Annotated in this window: 19 protein-coding genes and 1 pseudogene; all 20 read left to right on the top strand. The window is 48.8% G+C overall.

Features of this window, described 5'->3' with window-relative positions; genetic code table 11:
- Positions 1-155, top strand: a pseudogene (locus ACY69O_RS07335) (polysaccharide deacetylase family protein); the annotation flags it as partial.
- A gap of 373 nt (positions 156-528) precedes the next feature.
- Positions 529-960: a division/cell wall cluster transcriptional repressor MraZ gene (gene mraZ / locus ACY69O_RS07340; protein ID WP_462332817.1), complete on the top strand. Its 432-nt coding sequence runs from the start codon at positions 529-531 to the stop codon at positions 958-960.
- 12 nt (positions 961-972) lie between these two features.
- Positions 973-1,908 carry a 16S rRNA (cytosine(1402)-N(4))-methyltransferase RsmH gene (gene rsmH / locus ACY69O_RS07345; RefSeq protein ID WP_462332818.1) on the top strand — a complete coding sequence of 312 codons (936 nt, stop codon included), beginning with the start codon at positions 973-975 and terminating at the stop codon, positions 1,906-1,908.
- 50 nt (positions 1,909-1,958) lie between these two features.
- On the top strand, positions 1,959-2,333 hold the full coding sequence (locus ACY69O_RS07350) for a septum formation initiator family protein (protein ID WP_462332819.1): 375 nt from the start codon (positions 1,959-1,961) through the stop codon (positions 2,331-2,333).
- A 507-nt stretch (positions 2,334-2,840) separates the two neighbouring features.
- Positions 2,841-4,328, top strand: coding sequence for a UDP-N-acetylmuramoyl-L-alanyl-D-glutamate--2,6-diaminopimelate ligase (locus tag ACY69O_RS07355; protein WP_462332820.1), 1,488 nt, complete (start codon positions 2,841-2,843; stop codon positions 4,326-4,328).
- Entirely contained in the window at positions 4,328-5,701 is a 1,374-nt protein-coding gene (locus ACY69O_RS07360; protein ID WP_462332821.1) for a UDP-N-acetylmuramoyl-tripeptide--D-alanyl-D-alanine ligase, read from the top strand. The genes ACY69O_RS07355 and ACY69O_RS07360 overlap by 1 nt, the downstream gene beginning before the upstream one ends.
- Before the next feature lie 244 nt (positions 5,702-5,945).
- Positions 5,946-6,911, top strand: a complete 966-nt coding sequence (gene mraY / locus ACY69O_RS07365; RefSeq protein WP_462332822.1) for a phospho-N-acetylmuramoyl-pentapeptide-transferase — start codon at positions 5,946-5,948, stop codon at positions 6,909-6,911.
- Between the two features lie 21 nt (positions 6,912-6,932).
- Positions 6,933-8,303, top strand: a complete 1,371-nt coding sequence (gene murD, locus ACY69O_RS07370) for a UDP-N-acetylmuramoyl-L-alanine--D-glutamate ligase (protein ID WP_462332823.1) — start codon at positions 6,933-6,935, stop codon at positions 8,301-8,303.
- A 36-nt stretch (positions 8,304-8,339) separates the two neighbouring features.
- The gene (murG, locus tag ACY69O_RS07375) at positions 8,340-9,449 is read left to right on the top strand and encodes an undecaprenyldiphospho-muramoylpentapeptide beta-N-acetylglucosaminyltransferase (protein WP_462332824.1); all 1,110 of its coding nucleotides are present in this window, start codon (positions 8,340-8,342) and stop codon (positions 9,447-9,449) included.
- A 16-nt stretch (positions 9,450-9,465) separates the two neighbouring features.
- Complete coding sequence (murC, locus tag ACY69O_RS07380) at positions 9,466-10,842, top strand: UDP-N-acetylmuramate--L-alanine ligase (RefSeq protein WP_462332825.1); 1,377 nt, start codon at positions 9,466-9,468, stop codon at positions 10,840-10,842.
- Positions 10,843-10,852: 10 nt separating this feature from the next.
- A complete protein-coding gene (locus tag ACY69O_RS07385; RefSeq protein ID WP_462332826.1) occupies positions 10,853-11,785 on the top strand; it encodes a D-alanine--D-alanine ligase family protein in 933 nt (310 codons plus the stop codon).
- Between the two features lie 33 nt (positions 11,786-11,818).
- Complete coding sequence (locus ACY69O_RS07390; RefSeq protein WP_462332827.1) at positions 11,819-12,637, top strand: cell division protein FtsQ/DivIB; 819 nt, start codon at positions 11,819-11,821, stop codon at positions 12,635-12,637.
- Between the two features lie 12 nt (positions 12,638-12,649).
- On the top strand, positions 12,650-13,357 hold the full coding sequence (locus ACY69O_RS07395) for a DUF881 domain-containing protein (protein ID WP_462332828.1): 708 nt from the start codon (positions 12,650-12,652) through the stop codon (positions 13,355-13,357).
- Complete coding sequence (locus ACY69O_RS07400) at positions 13,354-13,686, top strand: small basic family protein (RefSeq protein WP_462332829.1); 333 nt, start codon at positions 13,354-13,356, stop codon at positions 13,684-13,686. Before ACY69O_RS07395 ends, ACY69O_RS07400 begins: the two co-directional genes overlap by 4 nt.
- Positions 13,687-13,776: 90 nt before the next feature.
- A complete protein-coding gene (gene ftsZ / locus ACY69O_RS07405; RefSeq protein ID WP_462332830.1) occupies positions 13,777-14,913 on the top strand; it encodes a cell division protein FtsZ in 1,137 nt (378 codons plus the stop codon).
- Positions 14,914-14,995: 82 nt separating this feature from the next.
- On the top strand, positions 14,996-16,018 hold the full coding sequence (locus ACY69O_RS07410) for an ABC transporter substrate-binding protein (RefSeq protein ID WP_462332831.1): 1,023 nt from the start codon (positions 14,996-14,998) through the stop codon (positions 16,016-16,018).
- Between the two features lie 136 nt (positions 16,019-16,154).
- On the top strand, positions 16,155-17,492 hold the full coding sequence (gene rimO / locus ACY69O_RS07415; protein ID WP_462332832.1) for a 30S ribosomal protein S12 methylthiotransferase RimO: 1,338 nt from the start codon (positions 16,155-16,157) through the stop codon (positions 17,490-17,492).
- 2 nt (positions 17,493-17,494) lie between these two features.
- Positions 17,495-17,983 (top strand): CinA family protein, encoded by a 489-nt coding sequence (locus ACY69O_RS07420; RefSeq protein WP_462332835.1) that lies wholly within the window; start codon positions 17,495-17,497, stop codon positions 17,981-17,983.
- An 80-nt stretch (positions 17,984-18,063) separates the two neighbouring features.
- Positions 18,064-18,837 (top strand): hypothetical protein, encoded by a 774-nt coding sequence (locus tag ACY69O_RS07425; RefSeq protein ID WP_462332833.1) that lies wholly within the window; start codon positions 18,064-18,066, stop codon positions 18,835-18,837.
- A gap of 157 nt (positions 18,838-18,994) precedes the next feature.
- The coding region (lepA, locus tag ACY69O_RS07430) for a translation elongation factor 4 (RefSeq protein WP_462332834.1) at positions 18,995-20,756 on the top strand (1,762 nt) is incomplete at its 3' end.

Here is a 20,756-nt window from a genome sequence, read left to right on the forward strand (position 1 = left end):
CTTTTACCATCAAGTACGGAAATGTAGACAGGGCAAGCAATCTCTATGCTCTGGAGCGTGTGCCGATTTTCCACACGGAGGATACATACCGCTCATTCCTTGAGCGTCTGCAGTACGTTCCTGTGTTTGAACGGCTGGGGTGGATAAAGAGCTGAACCACATTTCGCCACCGAAATTCGGCGAAAATAAAAAAATGAATAATTAATCCTAGAAAACTGTGGCAGATTTATGGCTGCCACAGTTTTTATTTTTCTCAAATTTACTGCGTTTGAAAAATCCAACACATGATATTGTGTTGGATTTTTTTTTGATACAAAAATCTTGTGTGTGATTCTGTGGGGCAGAATACGTCTAAATATACATGAAACTGTGAACAAATAGGAAAATAATCCCTAAATTATGCAAAAAATCAGCCCTTTAGAACATACGCTCGTGCAAATGGGGTGGGAGAAATGAAAAAGAAAGAGGATAAAAGTGGGGAAAAGTGGTAAAATGTGGTTGTAAAGGTTGAAAGGTGGTGATGATGGAATGTTAATGGGTGAACACGCGCATACAGTTGACGCGAAAGGCCGTGTCATTCTGCCGGCAGAGTTCCGGGCAGACTTGGGAGAGCATTTCGTCATCACGCGTGGACTTGATACCTGTCTTTTCGTATACGGGGAAGAAGAATGGGATAAGTTTTCGAAAAAACTTATGGCTCTGCCGACGACGAATCCTGAGGCACGCGCTATCGTACGTTACTTCCTTTCGGGAGCGCGGCAGCTGGAATGCGACCGTCAGGGGCGTTTCCTTATTCCAAGCAATCTTCGCCAGCATGCGAAATTGAAAAAAGATGTAGTGCTTAACGGTGTCATCAACCGCATTGAGGTATGGAGCAAGGACGAGTGGACAAGCTACAACGATTCCATTTCCACCTCTGTGGAGCAGATGGCAGCGACCTTGGCGGATCTGGGAATCTAAGGAGGGGCTTCGATGGAGTTTCATCATGTAAGCGTGATGCCGGAGGAGACCATCCGCGGACTTATAACAGACCGCAGCGGTATTTATGTAGACTGCACTTTGGGCGGAGCGGGCCATTCGGGCCGTATCGCCGAACAGCTGACAGAAAATGGGCGTATCATCGGTATTGATCAGGATGCCGAGGCTATCGAGGCAGCGGGAAAACATCTCGCGGGAAGCCGGTGCCGTGTTGATATAGTCCATGACAATTTCCGCAATCTTGATGCGATCCTTAAGGCACAGGATGCCCCTTTGGTTGACGGGGTTCTGTTCGACCTGGGGGTATCCTCGCATCAGATAGATGATGCGGACAGGGGGTTTTCCTACATGCAGGATGCGCCCCTTGATATGCGGATGGACCCAAACGGACTTCTTACTGCTGAGGATATCGTAAACGATTGGGACGAGGAAGAACTGAACCGTATATTTCATGAGTACGGTGAGGAACGCTGGTCAAAGCGTATTGCACAGTTCATAGCTGAGGCCCGTGCCGAAAAGCGTATTGAGACTACAGGGGAGCTTGTAGATATAATATGCAGGGCGATTCCAAAGGCTGTGAGAAGGGCAGCGGGAGGACATCCTGCAAAAAGGGTGTTCCAGGCGGTCCGGATTGCAGTGAATGATGAGCTTGGAATTCTTGAGAATACGTTTCGTACAGCAGTACGGCATCTGAAGCCGGGAGGAAGGATTGCAATAATAACCTTCCATTCGCTTGAAGACCGTATAGCAAAAAATACACTGCGTGAAATGGCGCGGGGCTGTATCTGCCCACCGGAGCTTCCTGTGTGCATGTGCAACCATAAGCCTGAAATAAAACAGCTCGGGAAAGCAATCAAGCCAGGGAAGGATGAATTGGCTGAGAACCCGAGAAGCCGCAGCGCAAAGCTTCGGATTGCAGAAAAACTTTGACAGGAGACCTGCTTAAAACATTGCAGACTCTGTAGGAGGGGGAAATAGGAATGCCAGCCAGACAACTTCAGGAAGACTACTATTATGAAGAGCAGCCTGCCGTAAGACCTGCCATAAAGCCTGCTCCCAGACGTGCCCCGAAAAACCGTCCTCATATAAATTCCAACCTGCGGTTTCGTATTGGTGTTATTGCGCTTGCGCTTGCCGTTACGGCGGCAGTTTCCGTGTCGCGCACCGTCATAAGCGCTACGCGCGGATATGAGCTCGTGCAGACTCAGAATCAGGCTGCACAGCTTGAGAAGGAAAATAAGCAGCTTGAGCTGCAGATTGCCGAGATGCGGTCTCCGGAGCGTATCAAGAATATTGCAACGAATGACTTGGGGATGAGCGTTCCGCGCGATGTTTACTTTGCGGCAGAAAAATAAGAGAAAGTATAAGGGGGTGCCTCAAGGCACCCTTTTGTTATTGCTGATTTAAACCTCGGAGGAAAGTTTGCCATGGCAAACTTTGATTTAAAGCATTATAACTCGGTGGAAGAGGTTCCCGGCCTCTACAGGTGGTGGAAAACAAACTTTAACAGGCGGTGAGAATATCTCCCACCTCGTTGAAACGTTAATTGGAAGATTTTTCTTTTTTCAAAAGTAAAATTTGAACAACTGCGTTATAACTCGGCAGAAGATGCCTCTGCCTCTGTAGGTGGGACAGGGACAAATAACAGACGGTGGGCATATCTCCAGCCTCGTTGAAATGCTGCAGAGGAAGGTTTGCCTATGGCAAACCTTGATTAAAGGCATTATAACTCGGCAAATGTGCCTCGTTGAAACGCTAAGTAGAATATTTTTCTTCTTTTGAGAAGAAAAATTTGAACAATGGCGTTATAATTATATAGTTATGGAAGATTTTTTTGAAGTTTTTTAGTGAAGGGGATAAACATGAGAAAGAAACTCAAAAATTTAGCAGCACTTGTTGAAGGAGCAGAGATCTTCGGAAACGCTGATACATTTATTACTGATATAGTACAGGATTCACGGCAGGCAGGACGCGGCGCCATGTTTGTCTGCATGGAAGGCGCTCATGTAGACGGACATACCTTTATTGATGATGTCGCAAAGAAGGGCGCAGCAGCAATTATTACAGAGCGCAAGGGTGTAAGAGCTCCTGCAGGAGTTGCGGTGCTTACCGTTCCAAACCTTGATGAGGCACTTAAGGTTATTGTTCCTGCGTTTTTTGATTACCCGGGACAGCGTCTGCGCATGATTGGTATTACAGGTACTAACGGAAAGACGACGACAAGCTATCTTATCCGCGCAATACTTCGTCAGGCAGGTCATAAGGTCGGACTTATCGGCACGATTCAGATAATGATAGGGGATAAAATTCTGCCTGTTCATAATACGACGCCTAACGTAGTTGACCTTCAGCGAACTCTTTACCGGATGGTGGAGGACGGCGTGGAGTACGCAGTAATGGAGGTTTCTTCCCATGCGCTTGACCAGGGCCGTATTGCAGGCTGTGAATTTGACACCGCGGTATTTACTAACCTTACACAGGATCATCTTGATTATCACAAAACAATGGAAAACTATCGCGCGGCAAAGGCCAAGCTTTTTGAAATGCTGGGAGAAGGCATAAAGCCGGGAAAGACGGCTGTTGTAAATATCGACGACCCGGCAGGAGAATATATGCTGGAGCATGCTGCCTGTGACAAGATTACCTACGCTGTAGAGTCGGAAGAAGCGAAGCTCCGTGCGGTTGAGGTCAAGGTACGCCAGACTGGAGCTTCATTTGCGGTACAGGGCGGCTTCGGACGCATTAAGCTGAACCTGCATATTACAGGAATGTTCAATATTTACAACGTTTTGGGCGCAGTGGGCGCTGCCATGGCGGAAGCTATTCCGACGGCTGCAATTGAGCAGGCTCTCCAGAATTTTATGGGAGTGCCGGGACGCTTTGAGCTTGTTGACTGCGGACAGCCCTTTGCGGTAGTTGTTGATTACGCGCATACTCCGGACGGATTGGAGAATATTCTCCGCACGGCGCGTCAGATAACGGAAAGGAAAATTATTACCGTATTTGGCTGCGGAGGAGACCGGGATAAAACAAAACGTCCGATTATGGGCAGGATTGCCGCGGAGCTTTCGGATGCGGTAATTGCAACCTCGGATAATCCGCGTACAGAGGATCCTGCTGCTATTCTTGAAGATGTCATGAAGGGTGTTGAGGAAAAAATCGGCGTAAAACCTTATGAGAAAATACAGGACCGACATGAGGCTATTTTTGTTGCAATCGCAATGGCACAGGCGGGAGACACGGTTGTAATTGCCGGAAAAGGGCATGAGAATTACCAGATTTTGAAAAATGAAACCATTCACTTTGATGACCGTGAGGTAGCCCGTGAGGCATTGGGAGGTATTGTCTGATGGTAAAATTTACTTCCGCAGAGGTGCTTGAAGCCACAGGCGCAAAGCTTGCACACGGTGAAAATACCGTGTTTACGGATGTAACTACAGATACAAGAAAAATAAAAGAAGGTTCGCTTTTTGTCGCGCTTCGCGGAGAGCGTTTCAACGGCGAGGATTTCGCGGCGGAAGCGGCTAAAAAGGGCGCTGCCGGTGTGATTGTGAGTGATTCCTGCAAAAAAGAGATTATTGATGAGGTGCAGGCGGCAGTTTTCTGTGTTCCTGACACGCTTGAGGCATATCAGAAGCTGGCTCATGCATGGCGCAGACATTTTGATATACCGGTTGTCGCTATAACAGGCTCCAACGGAAAGACTACGACAAAGGATCTGACGGCGGCAGTCCTCGGGGCAGCGTTCCCGGTGCTCAAGACTGCAGCAAACTTCAATAATGAAATCGGACTTCCCATGACACTCCTCCAGCTTCGGGAGGAACACCGCGCAGCTGTCGTTGAAATCGGAATGCGTGGACTCGGGCAGATTGCCGCGTTGGCTCCTGTGGCTGAACCGTCCATAGGTGTCGTTGTGAATGTGGGAGAAACGCATATGGAGCTTTTGGGCTCCATGGAAAATATCGCCAAAGCAAAAGGGGAAATGGTTGAAGCCATTGCTCCGGGAGGAACTGCCGTAATCAATGCGGACAATCCATATACCGCAGCTATGGCGGAAAAAGCGGCTCCGGGAGTGCGTGTAATTACCTTCGGTATGGAAAAAGATTCGGACGTGCGGGCAGAGGACGTAAGAACAGAAGGGCTTTCACAGAGCTTTACCGCTGTGTTCGAAGGCAGAGAACGTGTCAAATGCAGTATTCCCATGGCAGGGCGTCATAATGTAATGAATGCGCTTGCTGCTCTGGCTGTAGGATATTCACTGGGAATCAAGCCTGAGGTCATGGCGAAAGGACTTGCAAATCCTGATATGACAAAACAGCGCTTTGAGTGTGAAAAACACGGTGACTATACCATAATTAACGACGCGTATAACGCAAGCCCCGCATCGATGGAGGCAGCTTTTGCTACTCTGGCGGAGGTCGCCCCCGGAAGAAAGATTGCGGTGCTCGGAGATATGCTTGAGCTTGGTGATATCGCCGTTGAATCACACCGAAGAGTCGGAGAAAAGGCGCAGGCTGCAGGTATATGCGCTCTTGTGACACGCGGAGAAATGGGAGAAGAAATTGCCAACGGCGCGGAGAAGATGGGATTAAAAGATGTTTATCGCTGCAGGACACACGAGGAAGCTGCGGATGTCCTCAAAAAAATACTGCAGCCCGGAGACACGGTTCTTTTCAAAGGGTCCCATGGAATGCAGATGGATAAAATCATAGAGCTTTTGTGAAAAATTTTGCTTATGGCAAAATTTGAACTATGGCGTTATAACTCGGCACAAGATTTTTATATACTTGTGGCGTTTGTCGAGATAAATACTGGTCGGCAAAAATATCTTGCCTCGTTGAAACGCAAAGAGGAATATTTTGCTTGTAGCAAAATTTGAACTATGGCGTTATAATATTACTTTGTTATTTGATGAATAATTTTTTAGTGCATGGCATTATCCCTGCCGGAAGGAGATTGTTTTTTTCATGGAATTGAGTACGCTGCTGCAGGCTGCGGCATTCTCACTCGTCATTGTTCTTATCATGGGGCCTTTTGTTATACCGAAGCTCCATAAGCTGAAATTCGGACAGAGTATCAGAGATGAAGGCCCGAAAAGCCATCAGAAGAAAAGCGGAACGCCTACCATGGGAGGTCTCATGATTGTGGCGGCTGTTACGGCGGCATCGCTTTTGACGAGCGGAGGAAACACGGCTGTACTGCTGGCAGTTTTTGTCATGCTCGGACATGCGGTTATAGGCTTTGTTGATGACTATATTAAGGTTGTAAAAAAACGCAATCTTGGACTCAAAGCGAAGCAGAAGCTTGCGGGTCAGATTATTATGGCTGTCGTAGTAACTTATATAGGAACGAACTGGCTTGGAATGACGACGGATCTTTGGATTCCATTCGTCTCGCACACAGTTGATTTGAGCATTGGGTACTATGTTCTGGTGTTTTTTGTACTTGTCGGCACGACAAATGCCGTTAACCTTACAGATGGTCTTGACGGACTTGCCGCAGGTACTGTTGCCGTGGCTGCTGCGGCTTATGCAGTCGTATGCATGTGGTTTGGCAAGGTGGAGCTTGCTGCCTTCTGTGCGGCTGTTACGGCAGCGTGTGTCGGTTTTTTGCGGTTCAATGCACATCCTGCGAAGGTGTTCATGGGAGATACAGGGTCGCTTGCTCTCGGAGGAGCCGTGGCTGCTGCGGCTATTCTCACGAAAACAGAACTGCTTCTTGTATTGATTGGCGGCGTATTCGTCGCGGAGGCGCTTTCGGTAATTATTCAGGTCATTTCATTTCAGACCACGGGAAAGCGTGTTTTCCTTATGAGCCCTCTTCATCATCATTTTGAGCTGAAGGGCTGGCCCGAAACGAAAGTCGTTCATGTATTCTGGTTTGCCGGAGCTGTCTGCAGTGTTCTGGCACTTTTCATACTTTCTGTACATTGATAAATGAAGGAGTCTTTTAATATGGATTGGAAGAAAGAACGGGTACTGGTCGTAGGCGCAGGCATAAGCGGTATAGCTGCTGCCAAAATGCTCAAGGGCTTCGGAGCTGAGGTTTCCTTAAGCGATGCGAAAAAGAGAGAAGAAATCAGTTTTGATCTGACTGAGCTTGAAAAGCTTGGAGTAAATCTCGAGCTTGGACCTCAGACAGAGGCACTGCTTGACGGCGTAACGCGCGTTTTGGTGTCTCCGGCTGTTCCTGTCAAAATTCCTCTCATTCAGGCTGCGTATAAACGCGGTATACGCGTGGAGAGCGAAATTGAATTTGCCTATGAACTTGCTGAAGCGCCAATCTATGCTGTTACGGGAACGAACGGCAAGACGACTACAACAACACTGCTCGGTCTTTTAATGGAGACGGTATATCCTGTTGTCGGTGTCGGTGGAAATATAGGTGTTCCCTTCTGTGAAGAAGTCATGCGTGCAGGAAAGAACGGCTGCACCGTTGCTGAAATCTCCAGCTATCAGCTTGAAGCAACAGAGCATTTCCACCCGAAGGCGGCCGCTATTCTTAATGTTACCCCTGACCATGTGGTACGTCATGGCTCGCTTGAGGTCTATCAGCAGATGAAGGAGAAAATCTTCGCGCAGCAGACAAAGGACGACTTTTTAGTTCTTAACTATGATAATGAACCAACCAGATCTATGGCTGACAGAGCTTCTTCAACTGTGTGTTTCTTCAGCCGTCTTGAAAAGCTTGAGCAAGGTGCCTTCGTTGAGGATGGTACTCTGGTTATGCGCTGGAACGGTGAGACTCATAAAATTCTTCCGGTTAAAGAGCTTAAAATCAAAGGCGGACACAACGTTGAGAATGCTCTGGCTGCATGCGCCGTTGCTTTCCTTGCCGGGGCAAAGCCTGAGCGTATGGCGGAGGTTCTGCGCAATTTTGAAGGCGTGGAGCACCGTATTGAGCCGGTTGATGCAGTCGATGATGTCATGTATTTCAATGACTCAAAGGCAACGAATACAGATTCCTCCATCAAGGCACTTGAGAGCTTCCCGGAAGGCCATGTTGTGCTTATTGCCGGAGGCGACGATAAAATGACCGACCTTACGGAGTTCATGCAGCTGGTTAAGAAAAACTGCGATGCTCTTATCCTGGTCGGAGATGCGGCAGCACGTTTCAAGGAAGCGGCTATCGCAAACGGTTTTGAATCAGGAAAAATCTATGAAGCAGGGTATTCCATGGAAAAAGCGGTGGATATAGCGCATAAGATTGCACGTCCGCCGCAGACAGTTCTGCTCTCTCCTGCATGCGCAAGCTTTGATATGTTCTCGGGCTTTGAAGAACGCGGGCGTGTATTCAAAGATCTTGTACGTCAGCTGATTAAGTAATTATTATATGAAATAAGCAGTATTGGAGTTTTTATTTTGCGTATTATCGTATCCGGCGGCGGTACCGGAGGACATATTTATCCTGCCGTCACGCTTATTCGGGCTATTCAGAGACAGGTTCCCGATGCGGAGTTCCTTTATGTGGGGACTGAGGACGGGCTTGAAGCCGATATAATTCCAAAGGAAGGACTGCCGTTCGAAACGGTAAATATCCGAGGATTCAAGCGCAGCCTTTCACCTGAAAATATTATCCGCGGAGCTAAGGCTTTCGGCGGAGTTTTGAAGGCGATGGGCATAGTGCGCCGTTTTCGCCCTGATGCCGCTGTAGGTACCGGGGGATACGTATGCGGGCCGATTCTTCTGGCGGCAAGTCTTATGGGAGTGCCGTCCCTGATTCAGGAGCAGAATGTTGTTCCGGGTATAACGAACAAGCTGCTTTCCAGATTCGTTTCTAAAATTGCTATAGGAACAAAGGAAGCAGAGCCATATTTCCCGAAGGACAAGGTTGTTTTCACAGGAAATCCGATTCGCCGTGAGGTAATGGAGGCAGGCCGTGAGGCCGGTATAGAAGCTTTCGGTCTTGACCCTTCAAAAAAGACTGTTCTTGTATCCGGAGGCAGCCGCGGCGCGCGCAGTATAAATCGAGCCATGATAGGGGTTCTGCGCCGTTATGCCGGGCATCCTCATGTGCAGATACTTCATGTTACGGGTTCAGTCGGGTATGATGAAACTATGCAGGGGATACGCGCGGCCAATATCGATCTTGAAAAAGCGGGAAACCTTTTCGTTAAGCCGTATCTTTATAATATGCCGCAGGCAATGGCCTGCACGGACCTTGCCGTTTTTCGCGCCGGGGCTATCGGTATCGCGGAGCTTACGGCAAGGGGAATTCCGTCCATACTGATTCCGTATCCGTATGCGGCGGCAAATCATCAGGAGCATAACGCACGTGCCATTGAACAGGCGGGAGCGGCGCGTATGATTCTTGATCGTGAGCTTACTGAAGAGAGACTGATTTCCGTACTTGAAGAGCTTTTGACCGAAGATGAAAAGCTCAGGCTGATGGCTGAGGCGAGCCGCAGGCTCGGACGGCCTCAGGCAGCCGATGAAATAGCTTCGATGATTCTGGCGCTTACGAACAGATAAGAGAGGAGTAGCAGCAATGCTTCAGGGAATTCATAAAATTCATTTCATAGGAATAGGCGGCGCGGGTATGAGCGCACTGGCTCATATCCTTGTTGAGCAGGGCTATGAGGTTTCAGGCTCAGATCTTAAGGATTCGCCAATAGCGCAAAAGCTTATGGCGCATGGAGCGAAGGTTGTTTTTGGACATAAGGCCGAAAATGTGACAGGAGTCGATGCTATTGTTGTGTCGTCGGCAATCCCGGATAACAATCCTGAGGTCGTTGCGGCAAAGGCACTTGGCATCAAAAAGCTGCACCGCTCTGATATAAACGCGGCTCTTGTAAATTCATCAAAGGGTATCGCTGTTGCGGGAGCGCACGGAAAGACTACAACGACTTCAATGACAGGTATTATATTGAAGAAGGGCGGAGTCAATCCGACTATTGTAATCGGAGGAGAGGTCGATTACCTCGAGGGCAATGCATGCCTTGGCGAAAAGGGCGGCTGGCTCGTCTCCGAAGCTGATGAGAGCGACGGTTCTTTCCTGAAGCTTTATCCGACGATTGCGGTTGTAACCAACGTAGAGGATGACCATCTGGACCATTACGGTACGATGGACAATATCAGAAAAGCCTTCAAAGAGTTCATTGAAAATGTGGACAAGGAAAAGGGATGTGCCATTGTCTGCTTCGATAATGAAAATATCCGCAACATTGCGGCACAGACAGACCGCTATATTATTTCGTATGCTATTGATCATGAAGCCGATTACCGCGCGGAAAATATTACCGCGCAGGGTGCAGGTACTTCCTTTGATGTTGTTAAAGGCGGAGAAAAGCTTGGCCGTGTCACACTGCATGTTCCGGGACGGCATAACGTACTTAATGCGCTTGCTGCGGTTACGGCGGGTATTGTCTGCGGACTTACCGTTGAGCAGGCGGCAAAAGGTCTTGAGGATTTTCACGGCGCAAAACGCCGTTTTGAAACAAAAGCACGCGTAAATGATGTATGGATTGTAGACGATTACGCGCATCATCCGACGGAGATTGCGACAACTATACGTGCTGCGCGCCAGACGGAGCCGAAACGTCTTATCTGCGCGTTCCAGCCGCACCGTTATTCCCGCACGAAGCTTCTTGCGAAGGAATTCGGAGCTGCATTTGAGGGAGCAGATCTGCTGCTGCTGACGGATATATATTCGGCAGGAGAAGAAAAGATTCCGGGCATTTCGGGAGAAACTATTTTTACTGAGGTAATCAAAGCAACAGGGCAGAAGGTATCTTATATCGAAAAACGTGCGGACATAGCACCGTATCTTCAGTCTATTGCGCAGCCGGGCGACCTGATAATCACTATGGGCGCCGGTGATATTTGGAAAACAGGAGAGGAGCTCGCGGAGCTTCTCAAGAAATAAGGGGATACATATGGAGCAGAAGGTAGTCGTTGTAATGGGAGGACCGTCCTCAGAGGCTGAGGTTTCACGCAGGACAGGAGCAGCAGTGCTGGAGGCATTGGCATCTAAGGGCATTAATGCGGAAGGACTTGAATTTGAGCCGGTTAATTTTGTCGAGCAGATAAAATCGAGCGGAGCGGATTTGGTTTTCAATGCCATTCACGGTTCCTATGGAGAAGACGGCAGAATACAGGCTGTGCTGGAGCTTCTGGGAATTCCTTACACGGGTTCGGGGGTTCTTGCGTCCGCAGTTACAATGGATAAAAACGCAGCCAAGCGTTTTATGCTCGGGGAGGGTGTTCCTACTCCGCGTGCCCATATGTACCGTGCTATTGACCGCAGCCGCAATCTCACTGCTGAAATTTTAGAGGAATTTTCACTCCCTGTGGTTGTAAAGGCAGCCGCACAGGGATCAAGTATCGGAGTTGTAATTGTTGAAAAGGCGGAAGCTCTCGACGATGCGATAGAAGAGGCATTCAGCTATGGTGATGATATTCTTGTAGAAGAATTCATCAGCGGTAAAGAAATAACCGTTGCGGTACTTGGGGACGATACAGAGCAGACGATTCTGCCTATCATTGAGATTACGACAGCATCAGGACGCTACGACTACGAAAGCAAGTACACAAAGGGCGCTTCCGAGCATATTATTCCTGCGCGTATTTCAGGAGATGCCGCAAAAAAAGCGGAAGCTGCGGCCATTGCATGCTTCAGGGCCTGCGGTTGCCGCGGAGTCGCGCGTTTTGACATGATGATTTCCGAGGACGGAAATCCGTATGTAATAGATATAAATACCGTGCCGGGAATGACGGCAACATCACTCGTGCCTGATGCGGCAAGAGTAATGGGAATGTCCTTTGCGGACCTTTGCGAAAAACTCGTCATGATGGCACTGAAAAAATAACTTGCCGAAAAATTTTGGAGGGGGGCGGAAAAGATGAACCGGGACGATATGGAGCTGACGGAAGAGGAACGGGCCGTGCTCTCTCAGAATTTCGAAGCTCCTGATACTGTCGGCAGGCCGAACGCTGGAGCAAAAAAACGAAAAGGCCGCTGGCTTTTGCAGGCACTGATGTTCATCGCGGTCTGTGCAGCCTGCGCGGCAGCCGTTTTCTACCTTCCGTTCTTTAAGGTGAATTCTATTGCCGTTGCGGGGAATAAATATGTTTCGACGGAAGATATCTGCCGCATAGCCGGAGTACGAAAGGGGCAGCACCTTCTGGAGGTCGAAACTGCCACGGCATCAAAAACGCTTATCAAGGACCTTCGCATAGAAAAAGCATCTGTCCGCCGCGTTTTTCCTAACGGACTTTTTATTGAAGTAGAGGAACGGCGTCCTGTTGCGAATATCGCCTGCGAATACGGATATCTTGACCTTGACCGTCAGGGTATGGTATTAAATGCGTATAAGAACAAGCATTTTCAGACGATACCGTTTCTTGAGGGCATAAAAATCCAAAACCTCTATATAGGAGATCACGTAAAGGAACCTGTTGTGCTTGATACGCTTGCTTATCTGTCAGAGATAAGCGAGAATGCGCTTTCAGGGCTTACTGCGGTCAATCTGGCCGACCCGTCGCACGTCATTGCTTATACGACTAATACAGTGGAGGTACGTGTCGGGAAACTCAAGGATCTCGAAAAGAAAGCGAAGCTTACACAGGATTTTTTGGAAGAGCTCCGCGTAACAAAGCATCAGATGGAATATATAGACCTGAGCTTTTCAAAGCCGTTTGTTAAGTTTCGTCAGCAGTAAAGGAAGACAATCATGCATAGATTTAAAAAGGGCCACATTTCAATAGCGTTGGTCTGCGCAGTGCTGGGATTTATGATTGCACTGCAGTTTCGCATTTCAATGGACCAGAAGGCATCGCTGCCGTATCAGCGTCTTGAGGAATTATCATCACGTCTGCTTGATGCGGAAAGAGAACGCGACAAGCTGCAGGAAAAAATTGCTGCCCTTGAAGCGGCAGTTGAAAATGGCGAGGCAAAAAATCCTGCCGGGCACAGAGCTGCAGAAAACATGCGCGAGCGAGCAGGTCTTGTGGCGATGGAAGGTCCCGGGGTCATTGTAACGATTGATGACAGCAAAATAAAATCCAAGGCCGGAGACAATCAGAATCTCTATATAATACATGATGATGACCTTCTCCGTGTAATAAACGAGCTTCGCGCAGCAGGCGCGGAGGTAATTTCAATCAATGGACAGCGTCTTACCGCTTCGTCTGAAATCCGCTGCGCGGGACCGACTCTTTCGGTTAATAATGTACGTTCTGCTCCGCCATATGAAATTCACGCTATAGGCGATGCGGCTACATTGGAAAATTCCCTCAAAATGCGCGGAGGCGTCATGGAGACATTGGCAGTCTGGGGAATCCAGCTGGAAATACAGACCTCCGAAAATGTAGAAGTACCTGCATATAAGGGGACAACACAGTTTCAGTATGCAAAACCGGTGGGAGGTGGCAGCCAGTGATTACTGCAATCGGCGGGCTCCTGGTGGGCCTTTTGCTGGGCGCGTTCTGCCCGATTATTATTCCTGTGGCATATTCGAAGCTCTTTTCTGTAGCGCTGCTTGCGTGCCTTGATTCGGTTTTCGGCGGATACCGTTCAGTGCTTGAGGATAAATTTGATAATACGATTTTTATTTCAGGTTTTTTCACTAACGCGCTTCTTGCCGCGTTTCTTGTGTATGTCGGAGACCATCTGAGCATAGATTTGTATTATGTTGCGCTTCTGACCTTCGGCTTCCGCATATTCCAGAATCTCGCGATTATCCGTCGTTATTTTTTGAAGAAGCATTGATTTCTGCTAAATTTTTGTGGATAAAAGGGTCAATAGATGATAAAATAAATACGTATATCATAGCGAACCTTATGCTGGGAGGGCAATATCGTGATAGAATTGGACGATACAGCACGAAACGACGTAGCTAAAATAAAAGTAGTAGGTGTAGGCGGCGGCGGCGGAAACGCAATCGACCGCATGATTTCCTCGGGGCTTAAAGGCGTCGAATTTATAGCAGTTAATACAGATGCACAGGCACTTCTCCACTCTCTTGCGCCTAAGCGCATACAGATAGGCGAGAAGCTTACGCGCGGTCTTGGCGCCGGCGCAAAGCCGGAGGTCGGAGGCAAAGCGGCCGAGGAAAGCCGTGATGATATCCTCGATGCTCTGACAGGCGCGGATATGGTTTTTGTTACAGCAGGCATGGGCGGCGGTACAGGTACCGGTGCTGCTCCGGTAGTGGCTCAGTGTGCTCGTGAGTGCGGTGCGCTGGCGGTTGCCGTTGTAACCAAACCGTTTAAGTTTGAGGGGCGCCGCCGTATGATGAATGCGGAAGGCGGTATCGCAAATCTCAAACAGCACGTTGACACGATTATTACGATTCCGAATGATCAGCTTCTGCAGATTGTTGATAAAAAGACACCGATGATGGAAGCATTCCGTATTGCGGATAATGTTCTTCATCAGGGCGTGCAGGGTATTTCTGACCTCATTGCGGTCGACGGTCTCATTAACCTCGACTTTGCTGACGTTAAGACGATTATGTCTGATGCAGGCTCTGCCCTTATGGGAATCGGCGAGGGCACCGGAGAAAATGCTGCGGTACTCGCGGCACAGAATGCAATTGCATCGCCGCTGCTTGAGGAATCCATTCAGGGCTCGCGCGGCATTCTGCTGAATGTTACCGGTGCATCTGAGAAGCTCAGCATTTTCGATGTCAATGAAGCTATGACAACGATTCAGGAAGCAGCGCATGTAGATGCTGAAATCATTTTCGGTGCTGCTATTGATGATACGCTTGGAGATACTGTCCGTGTTACTGTCATTGCAACACGCTTTGACGAGGCGGATGATGTTGTCGGTGTTCCGGCGCGTCAGACGGCACAGCCGATGATGCAGCAGCCGGTACAGCAGGCCGTGCAGCAGCCTATGGCTCCGCAGAATATGCAGCCTCAGCCGCAGCAGCCGGTTCTGCCGAATATGACGACTATTGATATTCCGACTTGGCTGCGCCACAGCGAGTGATGCTTTTGGCGTTTGCCGGGGCTTAGTAAGAACCTCACAGGCGGGCCGCTGATGTGGCCCGCCTTTTGTTAGGAGAACATGTATGAGAAGATATACACCGCTCCTTTTGACAGCGTTTATTGCAGCTTTTTTGGCTGTATTGGGTACGGTATATCTGGGAACATTTGCAGATAAAACCGGACCGAATGCGGGAAACGCTATTACCGTCTACACGACGATACCTGCAGAGCAGGCAGCTCTTTTGGCGCAGGAATACGAGAAAAGCTATCGCGTACGGGTGAATTTCAATACCATGAGCGCGGAGGATCTCTCTGACCGCTTAAAAAAGGAAGCAAAAAAACCGGGAGCAGACCTTGTTGTTGCAAGCCGACAGGTGCTGGAGACTGCTGCAGCAGATGGGGCGTTTGTTCCTTATGAGTCCGAGGAGGCCGATTCGGTACCGGATTCTTTGAAATCTGATAATGAAGCATGGGTCGGTATTTGGTATGACCCCATTGTTTTCTGTGTTAACAGCGATTATCTCGCAACACTTCCACGTATTCCATCAACCTGGAAGGAAGTGGCGGAGTATCCCGGAATACGTCTCGGGATGACGGATTTTATGGCGGCTGACGCTCCGCAGCAGGTCATGTTCACGCTTGTTTCTGAATATGGAGAAGCAGAGACATTTCATATACTCTCTGAAATGCACCCTAAAGTTGTGCAGTATGTGAAGTATCTTTCGACTCCGGTACGTATGGCCGGAATGGGAGAGGTGGATCTCTCTATTGCCGTTCAGAGCGAGACACTGCGCTATATCAATCAGGGCTATCCGCTAAAGATAGTATATCCGTCTGACGGAGCACCCTATCTTTTGACAGGTATGGGGCTTCTTAACGAGAAGAGCCCTGAGGCGCGCGCATTTATGAACTGGCTTCTCACAGATGAAACACAGCTGGCGCTGCAGCGTGAGAGTCAGTTTTATGTTCCGACAAATCAGGGAACACTTGCGTATAAAATGCTTGCAGGCAAAAATCTTGTGCTGTTTGATAAGCAGCCGGAATATACGCCGGCCCAGCGTAAGACTTTTCTGGACCGATGGCTTAAAGAGATACGGTTTCAATAATGAAGGGAGTTTTTTGCTCTGATGCGGGCAAAGATTTCCCTTTTGCAACGTTTTACGGCGGTGGCACTGCCTTCGCCATGGAGAGGTAGCTTTTCAAATAAAGAAATCTCTTCAGAGTATTATGGGAGGAAAGAAATTGAAAGCAGGATTTGTCAGCCTTGGCTGTGCCAAGAATCTAGTAGATACTGAGGTAATGCTCGGTATTCTTCAGAAGAACGGAGTTGAACTCACAAACGACCCGGCGGAAGCAGATGTTCTTATAGTAAATACGTGTGCTTTTATCGAGTCAGCAAAGGAAGAGTCTATTACTACCGTCCTTAATATGGCTGATTATAAAAACAGCGGCCGCTGCCGCTCGCTTATTGTGGCAGGCTGTCTCGGACAGCGTTATGGACAGCAGCTGCTGGATGAAATGCCTGAGGCCGATGCTATTATCGGTACAGGTGCATGGCAGCGCATAATGGAAGCTGTTGATGAAACAATGAAGGGAAACCGCGTTGTTATCGCAGGGGAGTCCGAAATCATATATGATGCCCGTATGCCACGCATTATGACAACGCCTACATATACGGCTTATGTCAAGATTGCAGAGGGCTGTGACAACAACTGCGCATTCTGTGCAATTCCGATGGTTCGCGGTCACTACCGCAGCCGTAAGTTTGAGGATATCGTCGAGGAAGTAAAACGCCTTGCGGCAGATGGGGTTAAGGAAATCAACCTCATTGCGCAGGATACGACGAACTACGGCCGCGACCTTTATAAAAAGCCGCGCCTTGCTGAGCTTTTGAAGGAGCTTTGTAAGATTGACGGAATCAAGTGGATACGCACGCTTTATTCATACCCGCGGTTCTTTACCGATGAGCTCATTGATGTTATTGCATCTGAGCCGAAGATTGCGAAATACGTGGATCTGCCTCTGCAGCATGCGCATGATGCTATCCTGCGCCGTATGCACCGTGCGGATACGCGCGAATCCATAGAAAATCTTCTTAAGAAAATCCGTGAACGAATTCCGGGAGTTACGGTCCGCTCTACCTTTATTGTGGGCTTTCCGGGAGAAACGGACGCGCATTATCAGACGCTTCGCAAATTCCTTATGGAGCAGCGTTTTGATAAGGTAGGAATCTTCACGTATTCCCGTGAAGAGGATACGCCTGCGTACAGCATGGAAGGACAGGTTCCTGAGGAGGTTATGCAGGAGCGCTATCACGAGTTGATGAGCATTCAGAGCAAAATTTCCGAGGAAATCAATCAGTCGCTTGAAGGCAAAGAGCTTGATGTACTTGTTGAAGGCAGGGACGAAGAACAGCCGACGATTGCAGTTGGACGTTCTTACCGCGAAGCGCCTGAGGTCGACGGTCAGGTCTATATAGAAGGTGACACGGACAGTCAGCCGGGGGATGTTGTACGTGTACGTGTCATTCAGGGCTTTACCTATGATGTTGTAGGCGAACCTGTGGGAGAAAAGAAATGACTATGCCAGTCCACGGTGAAAAACTTCCTGAGAGCGCTGCCGGGGAGCTTCTTGCGTCCAATAAAAAAACAGTAGCCTGCGCGGAATCCTGTACGGGAGGACTTCTTACAAGCCGTCTTACGGACGTGCCGGGAAGCTCTGCCTACGTTAAAGGGGCGGTTGTCTCATATACGGACGAAGTCAAGGCAGAGGTACTTGGTGTCAGACGTGAGACACTTGCAGCGGTTGGGGCTGTGTCGAAGGAAACTGCCGCGGAAATGGCAGAAGGCGCGCGCAAAAAGCTGGGAGCGGATTATGCGTTGAGCGTCACAGGAAACGCCGGGCCGGGGATTTCGGAAGAAAAACCTCTGGGACTTGTCTATATCGGGATTGCTTCCGCTGATGAAACCGTAGTGCACGAGTTCCGGTTCACAGGGACAAGATATGAAATTAAGGAAGCAGCTGCTGATGAGGCCCTGTATATGCTTTGCAGGGCATTGAAAAAAGGATAAGTTTTCAGATAAAATACAATATCAGGTTGATATAATACAGAAAGTCAGGCAAGAAGATAAAAATTTGAGGAGGTTATCCTATGAATTTGAAAAAAACTGTACTGATGACATTTGCAGCCGGAATGACGGCATTTACGCTGGCAGCTCCTACGGCCGCATTCGCAGAGGAAGCACCTGCAGCTGCGGAAGAAAATGCAGAAGCTAACAAAATGCTTTCTCCTGAAGAGGCACTTGAGATGTATAAGCAGCAGGGCTATCAGTATACGAGCAGCCGTTTCGGTTTTTCCATTATCTGCCCGAAAAAGCCGGATGCGGTTATTCCTGCCAGCATGCTTGATGAAGAGGCATACGGTGAGGTCCTGGTTTTTGAAAGCGAAGGCTACGACATCAAAAATGCCTGGGTAATTCAGTGCAAAGCATTCGATGACAGCACTCTGCCGAAGGATCTGGCACAGAAATCCGAAGCTGAGCAACAGGCATATCTCAACAATCTTATGAAGACGGTGCCGTATGAGTTTGTCCGTCTTGCTGATGTCCTTGGTGACGGAAAGCTCGGTCTTTACGCTGTTACCGCAAAGGATTGGGAAGTTGATGAAAATGGAGACGGCAAAGTCGACGGTACGCTTCATTCTGATACACAGACAATCCGCACATTCTTCCGCGGACAGCTTGGCGGTAATTTTGCCGTTGAGCTTATCGACAATCCTGACCTGACAGACGCGCATACGGTAGTATATCGTCTCGGTCTGCAGACATTCCAGGAAATTCCGTCGGAAAATCCGGATCTCAAAGCCGACACAAATAAAAAATCAGATAAGAAATCAGATAAGAAATCGGACAAAAAGAAAAAATAATTCAATCAAACAGCATTCTGTTTCATCCCCTTGAAGCAGGATGCTGTTTTTGCATGGAGAATTTGAACTCAATGAAAAGCCTATGATATACTAATGTAATGACGTGATGATTTTTGCGTACTTGTTACAGAAGAAACAAAAGGGGAAATAGAATTACATGCAGACTAAAAATATCCGCAACTTTTCAATCATAGCGCATATCGACCACGGAAAGTCCACACTGGCCGACCGTCTGATTGAGAATACGGGGACGCTTTCAGAGCGCGAAATGGAGGCGCAGGTCCTTGACTCCATGGACCTTGAACGCGAACGAGGCATCACAATAAAGGCGCAGACTGTACGCCTCAATTATAAAGCAAAGAACGGCGAGACATACGAGCTGAATCTTATCGATACACCGGGTCATGTCGACTTTACATACGAGGTTTCACGAAGTCTTGCTGCCTGCGAGGGCGCGCTGCTTGTTGTTGACGCGACGCAGGGCGTTGAGGCTCAGACGCTTGCAAATGTTTACATGGCGCTCGAGCACGACCTGGAAATTATTCCTGTTATAAACAAAGTGGATCTGCCCAGCGCGGACCCGGAAAAAGTGAAAAAAGAAATTGAAGATGTAATCGGACTTGACGCTTCAGATGCTATTCTCGCATCTGCAAAGACAGGTATCGGTATCGAGGATATACTGGAAGCAATTGTAGAGCGTATTCCTGCACCGCAGGGTGATGACGATGCACCGCTTAAAGCTCTTATCTTCGATTCTTATTTTGATGCGTATAAGGGCGTTATCGCCCATGTCCGTCTTATGGACGGAAAAATGAAAAAGGGCACCAAGCTCAAGATGATGGCGACGGGCAAGGTGTTTGACGTTACGGAGGTAGGCTGCTTCCGTCCTGCTCCTGTTGAGGTGCCGCAGCTTGCATCCGGCGATGTAGGATATGTGGCAGGAAGCCTGAAAAATGTGCGTGACGTGCGTGTGGGCGATACCATTACGACGGAGGAAAATCCAACAGCAGAACCTCTGCCGGGCTACCGCGGTGTTACGCCTATGGTTTACTGCGGCCTTTATCCTGTGGACAGCGCGGATTATGACAGCCTCAAGGATGCTCTTGAAAAGCTTCAGCTGAATGATGCGGCCCTTGTTTTCGAGCCTGAGACATCGCTGGCGCTGGGCTTTGGATTCCGCTGCGGATTTTTGGGACTTCTTCATATGGATGTTATTCAGGAACGTTTGGAACGCGAGTATAAGCTGAAGCTTATCACAACAGCTCCAAGCGTTATCTACCATGTCCATAAGACGGACGGAACGATGATTGCCGTGGACAACCCGGCAAAGCTTCCGACTCCGCAGGAAATAGATTTTATGGAAGAACCTTTTGTAAAGGCAACAGTCATCGTGCCGAACGATTACGTCGGTGCTGTCATGCAGGTATCGCAGGATAAGCGCGGTGAGTACAAGAGCATGGATTATCTTGATGTTAACCGCGTCATGCTGACGTACCATATTCCTCTGAGTGAAATCATTTACGATTACTTTGATATATTGAAGTCAACAACACGTGGATACGCATCGCTGGACTATGAGCTGGCCGACTATCAGCCGGCGAAGCTCGTGAAACTCGACATCCTCCTTAACGGAGAGCCCGTCGATGCTCTTTCAACAATTGTCTTCGCGGATCACGCGGCTTACCGTGGACGTCAGCTTGCGGCGAAGCTCAAGGAAATTATCCCGAAGCAGATGTTTGAGATTCCGATTCAGGCGGCGGTCGGAAGCAAAATCATTGCGCGTGAAAACGTCCGGGCATTCCGCAAGGACGTCCTGGCTAAATGTTACGGCGGCGATATATCGCGCAAACGTAAGCTGCTAGAAAAACAAAAGGAGGGCAAGAAGCGCATGAAGGCGGTCGGCAGCGTCGAGATACCGC

The organism is Schwartzia sp. (in: firmicutes), from assembly GCF_978017985.1.

What these genes read in the sequence shown, in the direction of transcription:
- murC (WP_462332825.1), top strand. Translation starts at nt 9,466, where the DNA reads ATGCTTCAGGGAATTCATAAAATTCATTTCATAGGAATAGGCGGCGCG.
- ACY69O_RS07350 (WP_462332819.1), top strand. Translation starts at nt 1,959, where the DNA reads ATGCCAGCCAGACAACTTCAGGAAGACTACTATTATGAAGAGCAGCCT.
- murD (WP_462332823.1), top strand. Translation starts at nt 6,933, where the DNA reads ATGGATTGGAAGAAAGAACGGGTACTGGTCGTAGGCGCAGGCATAAGC.
- ACY69O_RS07410 (WP_462332831.1), top strand. Translation starts at nt 14,996, where the DNA reads ATGAGAAGATATACACCGCTCCTTTTGACAGCGTTTATTGCAGCTTTT.
- ACY69O_RS07420 (WP_462332835.1), top strand. Translation starts at nt 17,495, where the DNA reads ATGCCAGTCCACGGTGAAAAACTTCCTGAGAGCGCTGCCGGGGAGCTT.
- ACY69O_RS07425 (WP_462332833.1), top strand. Translation starts at nt 18,064, where the DNA reads ATGAATTTGAAAAAAACTGTACTGATGACATTTGCAGCCGGAATGACG.
- ACY69O_RS07355 (WP_462332820.1), top strand. Translation starts at nt 2,841, where the DNA reads ATGAGAAAGAAACTCAAAAATTTAGCAGCACTTGTTGAAGGAGCAGAG.
- mraZ (WP_462332817.1), top strand. Translation starts at nt 529, where the DNA reads ATGTTAATGGGTGAACACGCGCATACAGTTGACGCGAAAGGCCGTGTC.
- ACY69O_RS07395 (WP_462332828.1), top strand. Translation starts at nt 12,650, where the DNA reads ATGCATAGATTTAAAAAGGGCCACATTTCAATAGCGTTGGTCTGCGCA.
- mraY (WP_462332822.1), top strand. Translation starts at nt 5,946, where the DNA reads ATGGAATTGAGTACGCTGCTGCAGGCTGCGGCATTCTCACTCGTCATT.
- ACY69O_RS07385 (WP_462332826.1), top strand. Translation starts at nt 10,853, where the DNA reads ATGGAGCAGAAGGTAGTCGTTGTAATGGGAGGACCGTCCTCAGAGGCT.
- rsmH (WP_462332818.1), top strand. Translation starts at nt 973, where the DNA reads ATGGAGTTTCATCATGTAAGCGTGATGCCGGAGGAGACCATCCGCGGA.
- ACY69O_RS07390 (WP_462332827.1), top strand. Translation starts at nt 11,819, where the DNA reads ATGAACCGGGACGATATGGAGCTGACGGAAGAGGAACGGGCCGTGCTC.
- ACY69O_RS07360 (WP_462332821.1), top strand. Translation starts at nt 4,328, where the DNA reads ATGGTAAAATTTACTTCCGCAGAGGTGCTTGAAGCCACAGGCGCAAAG.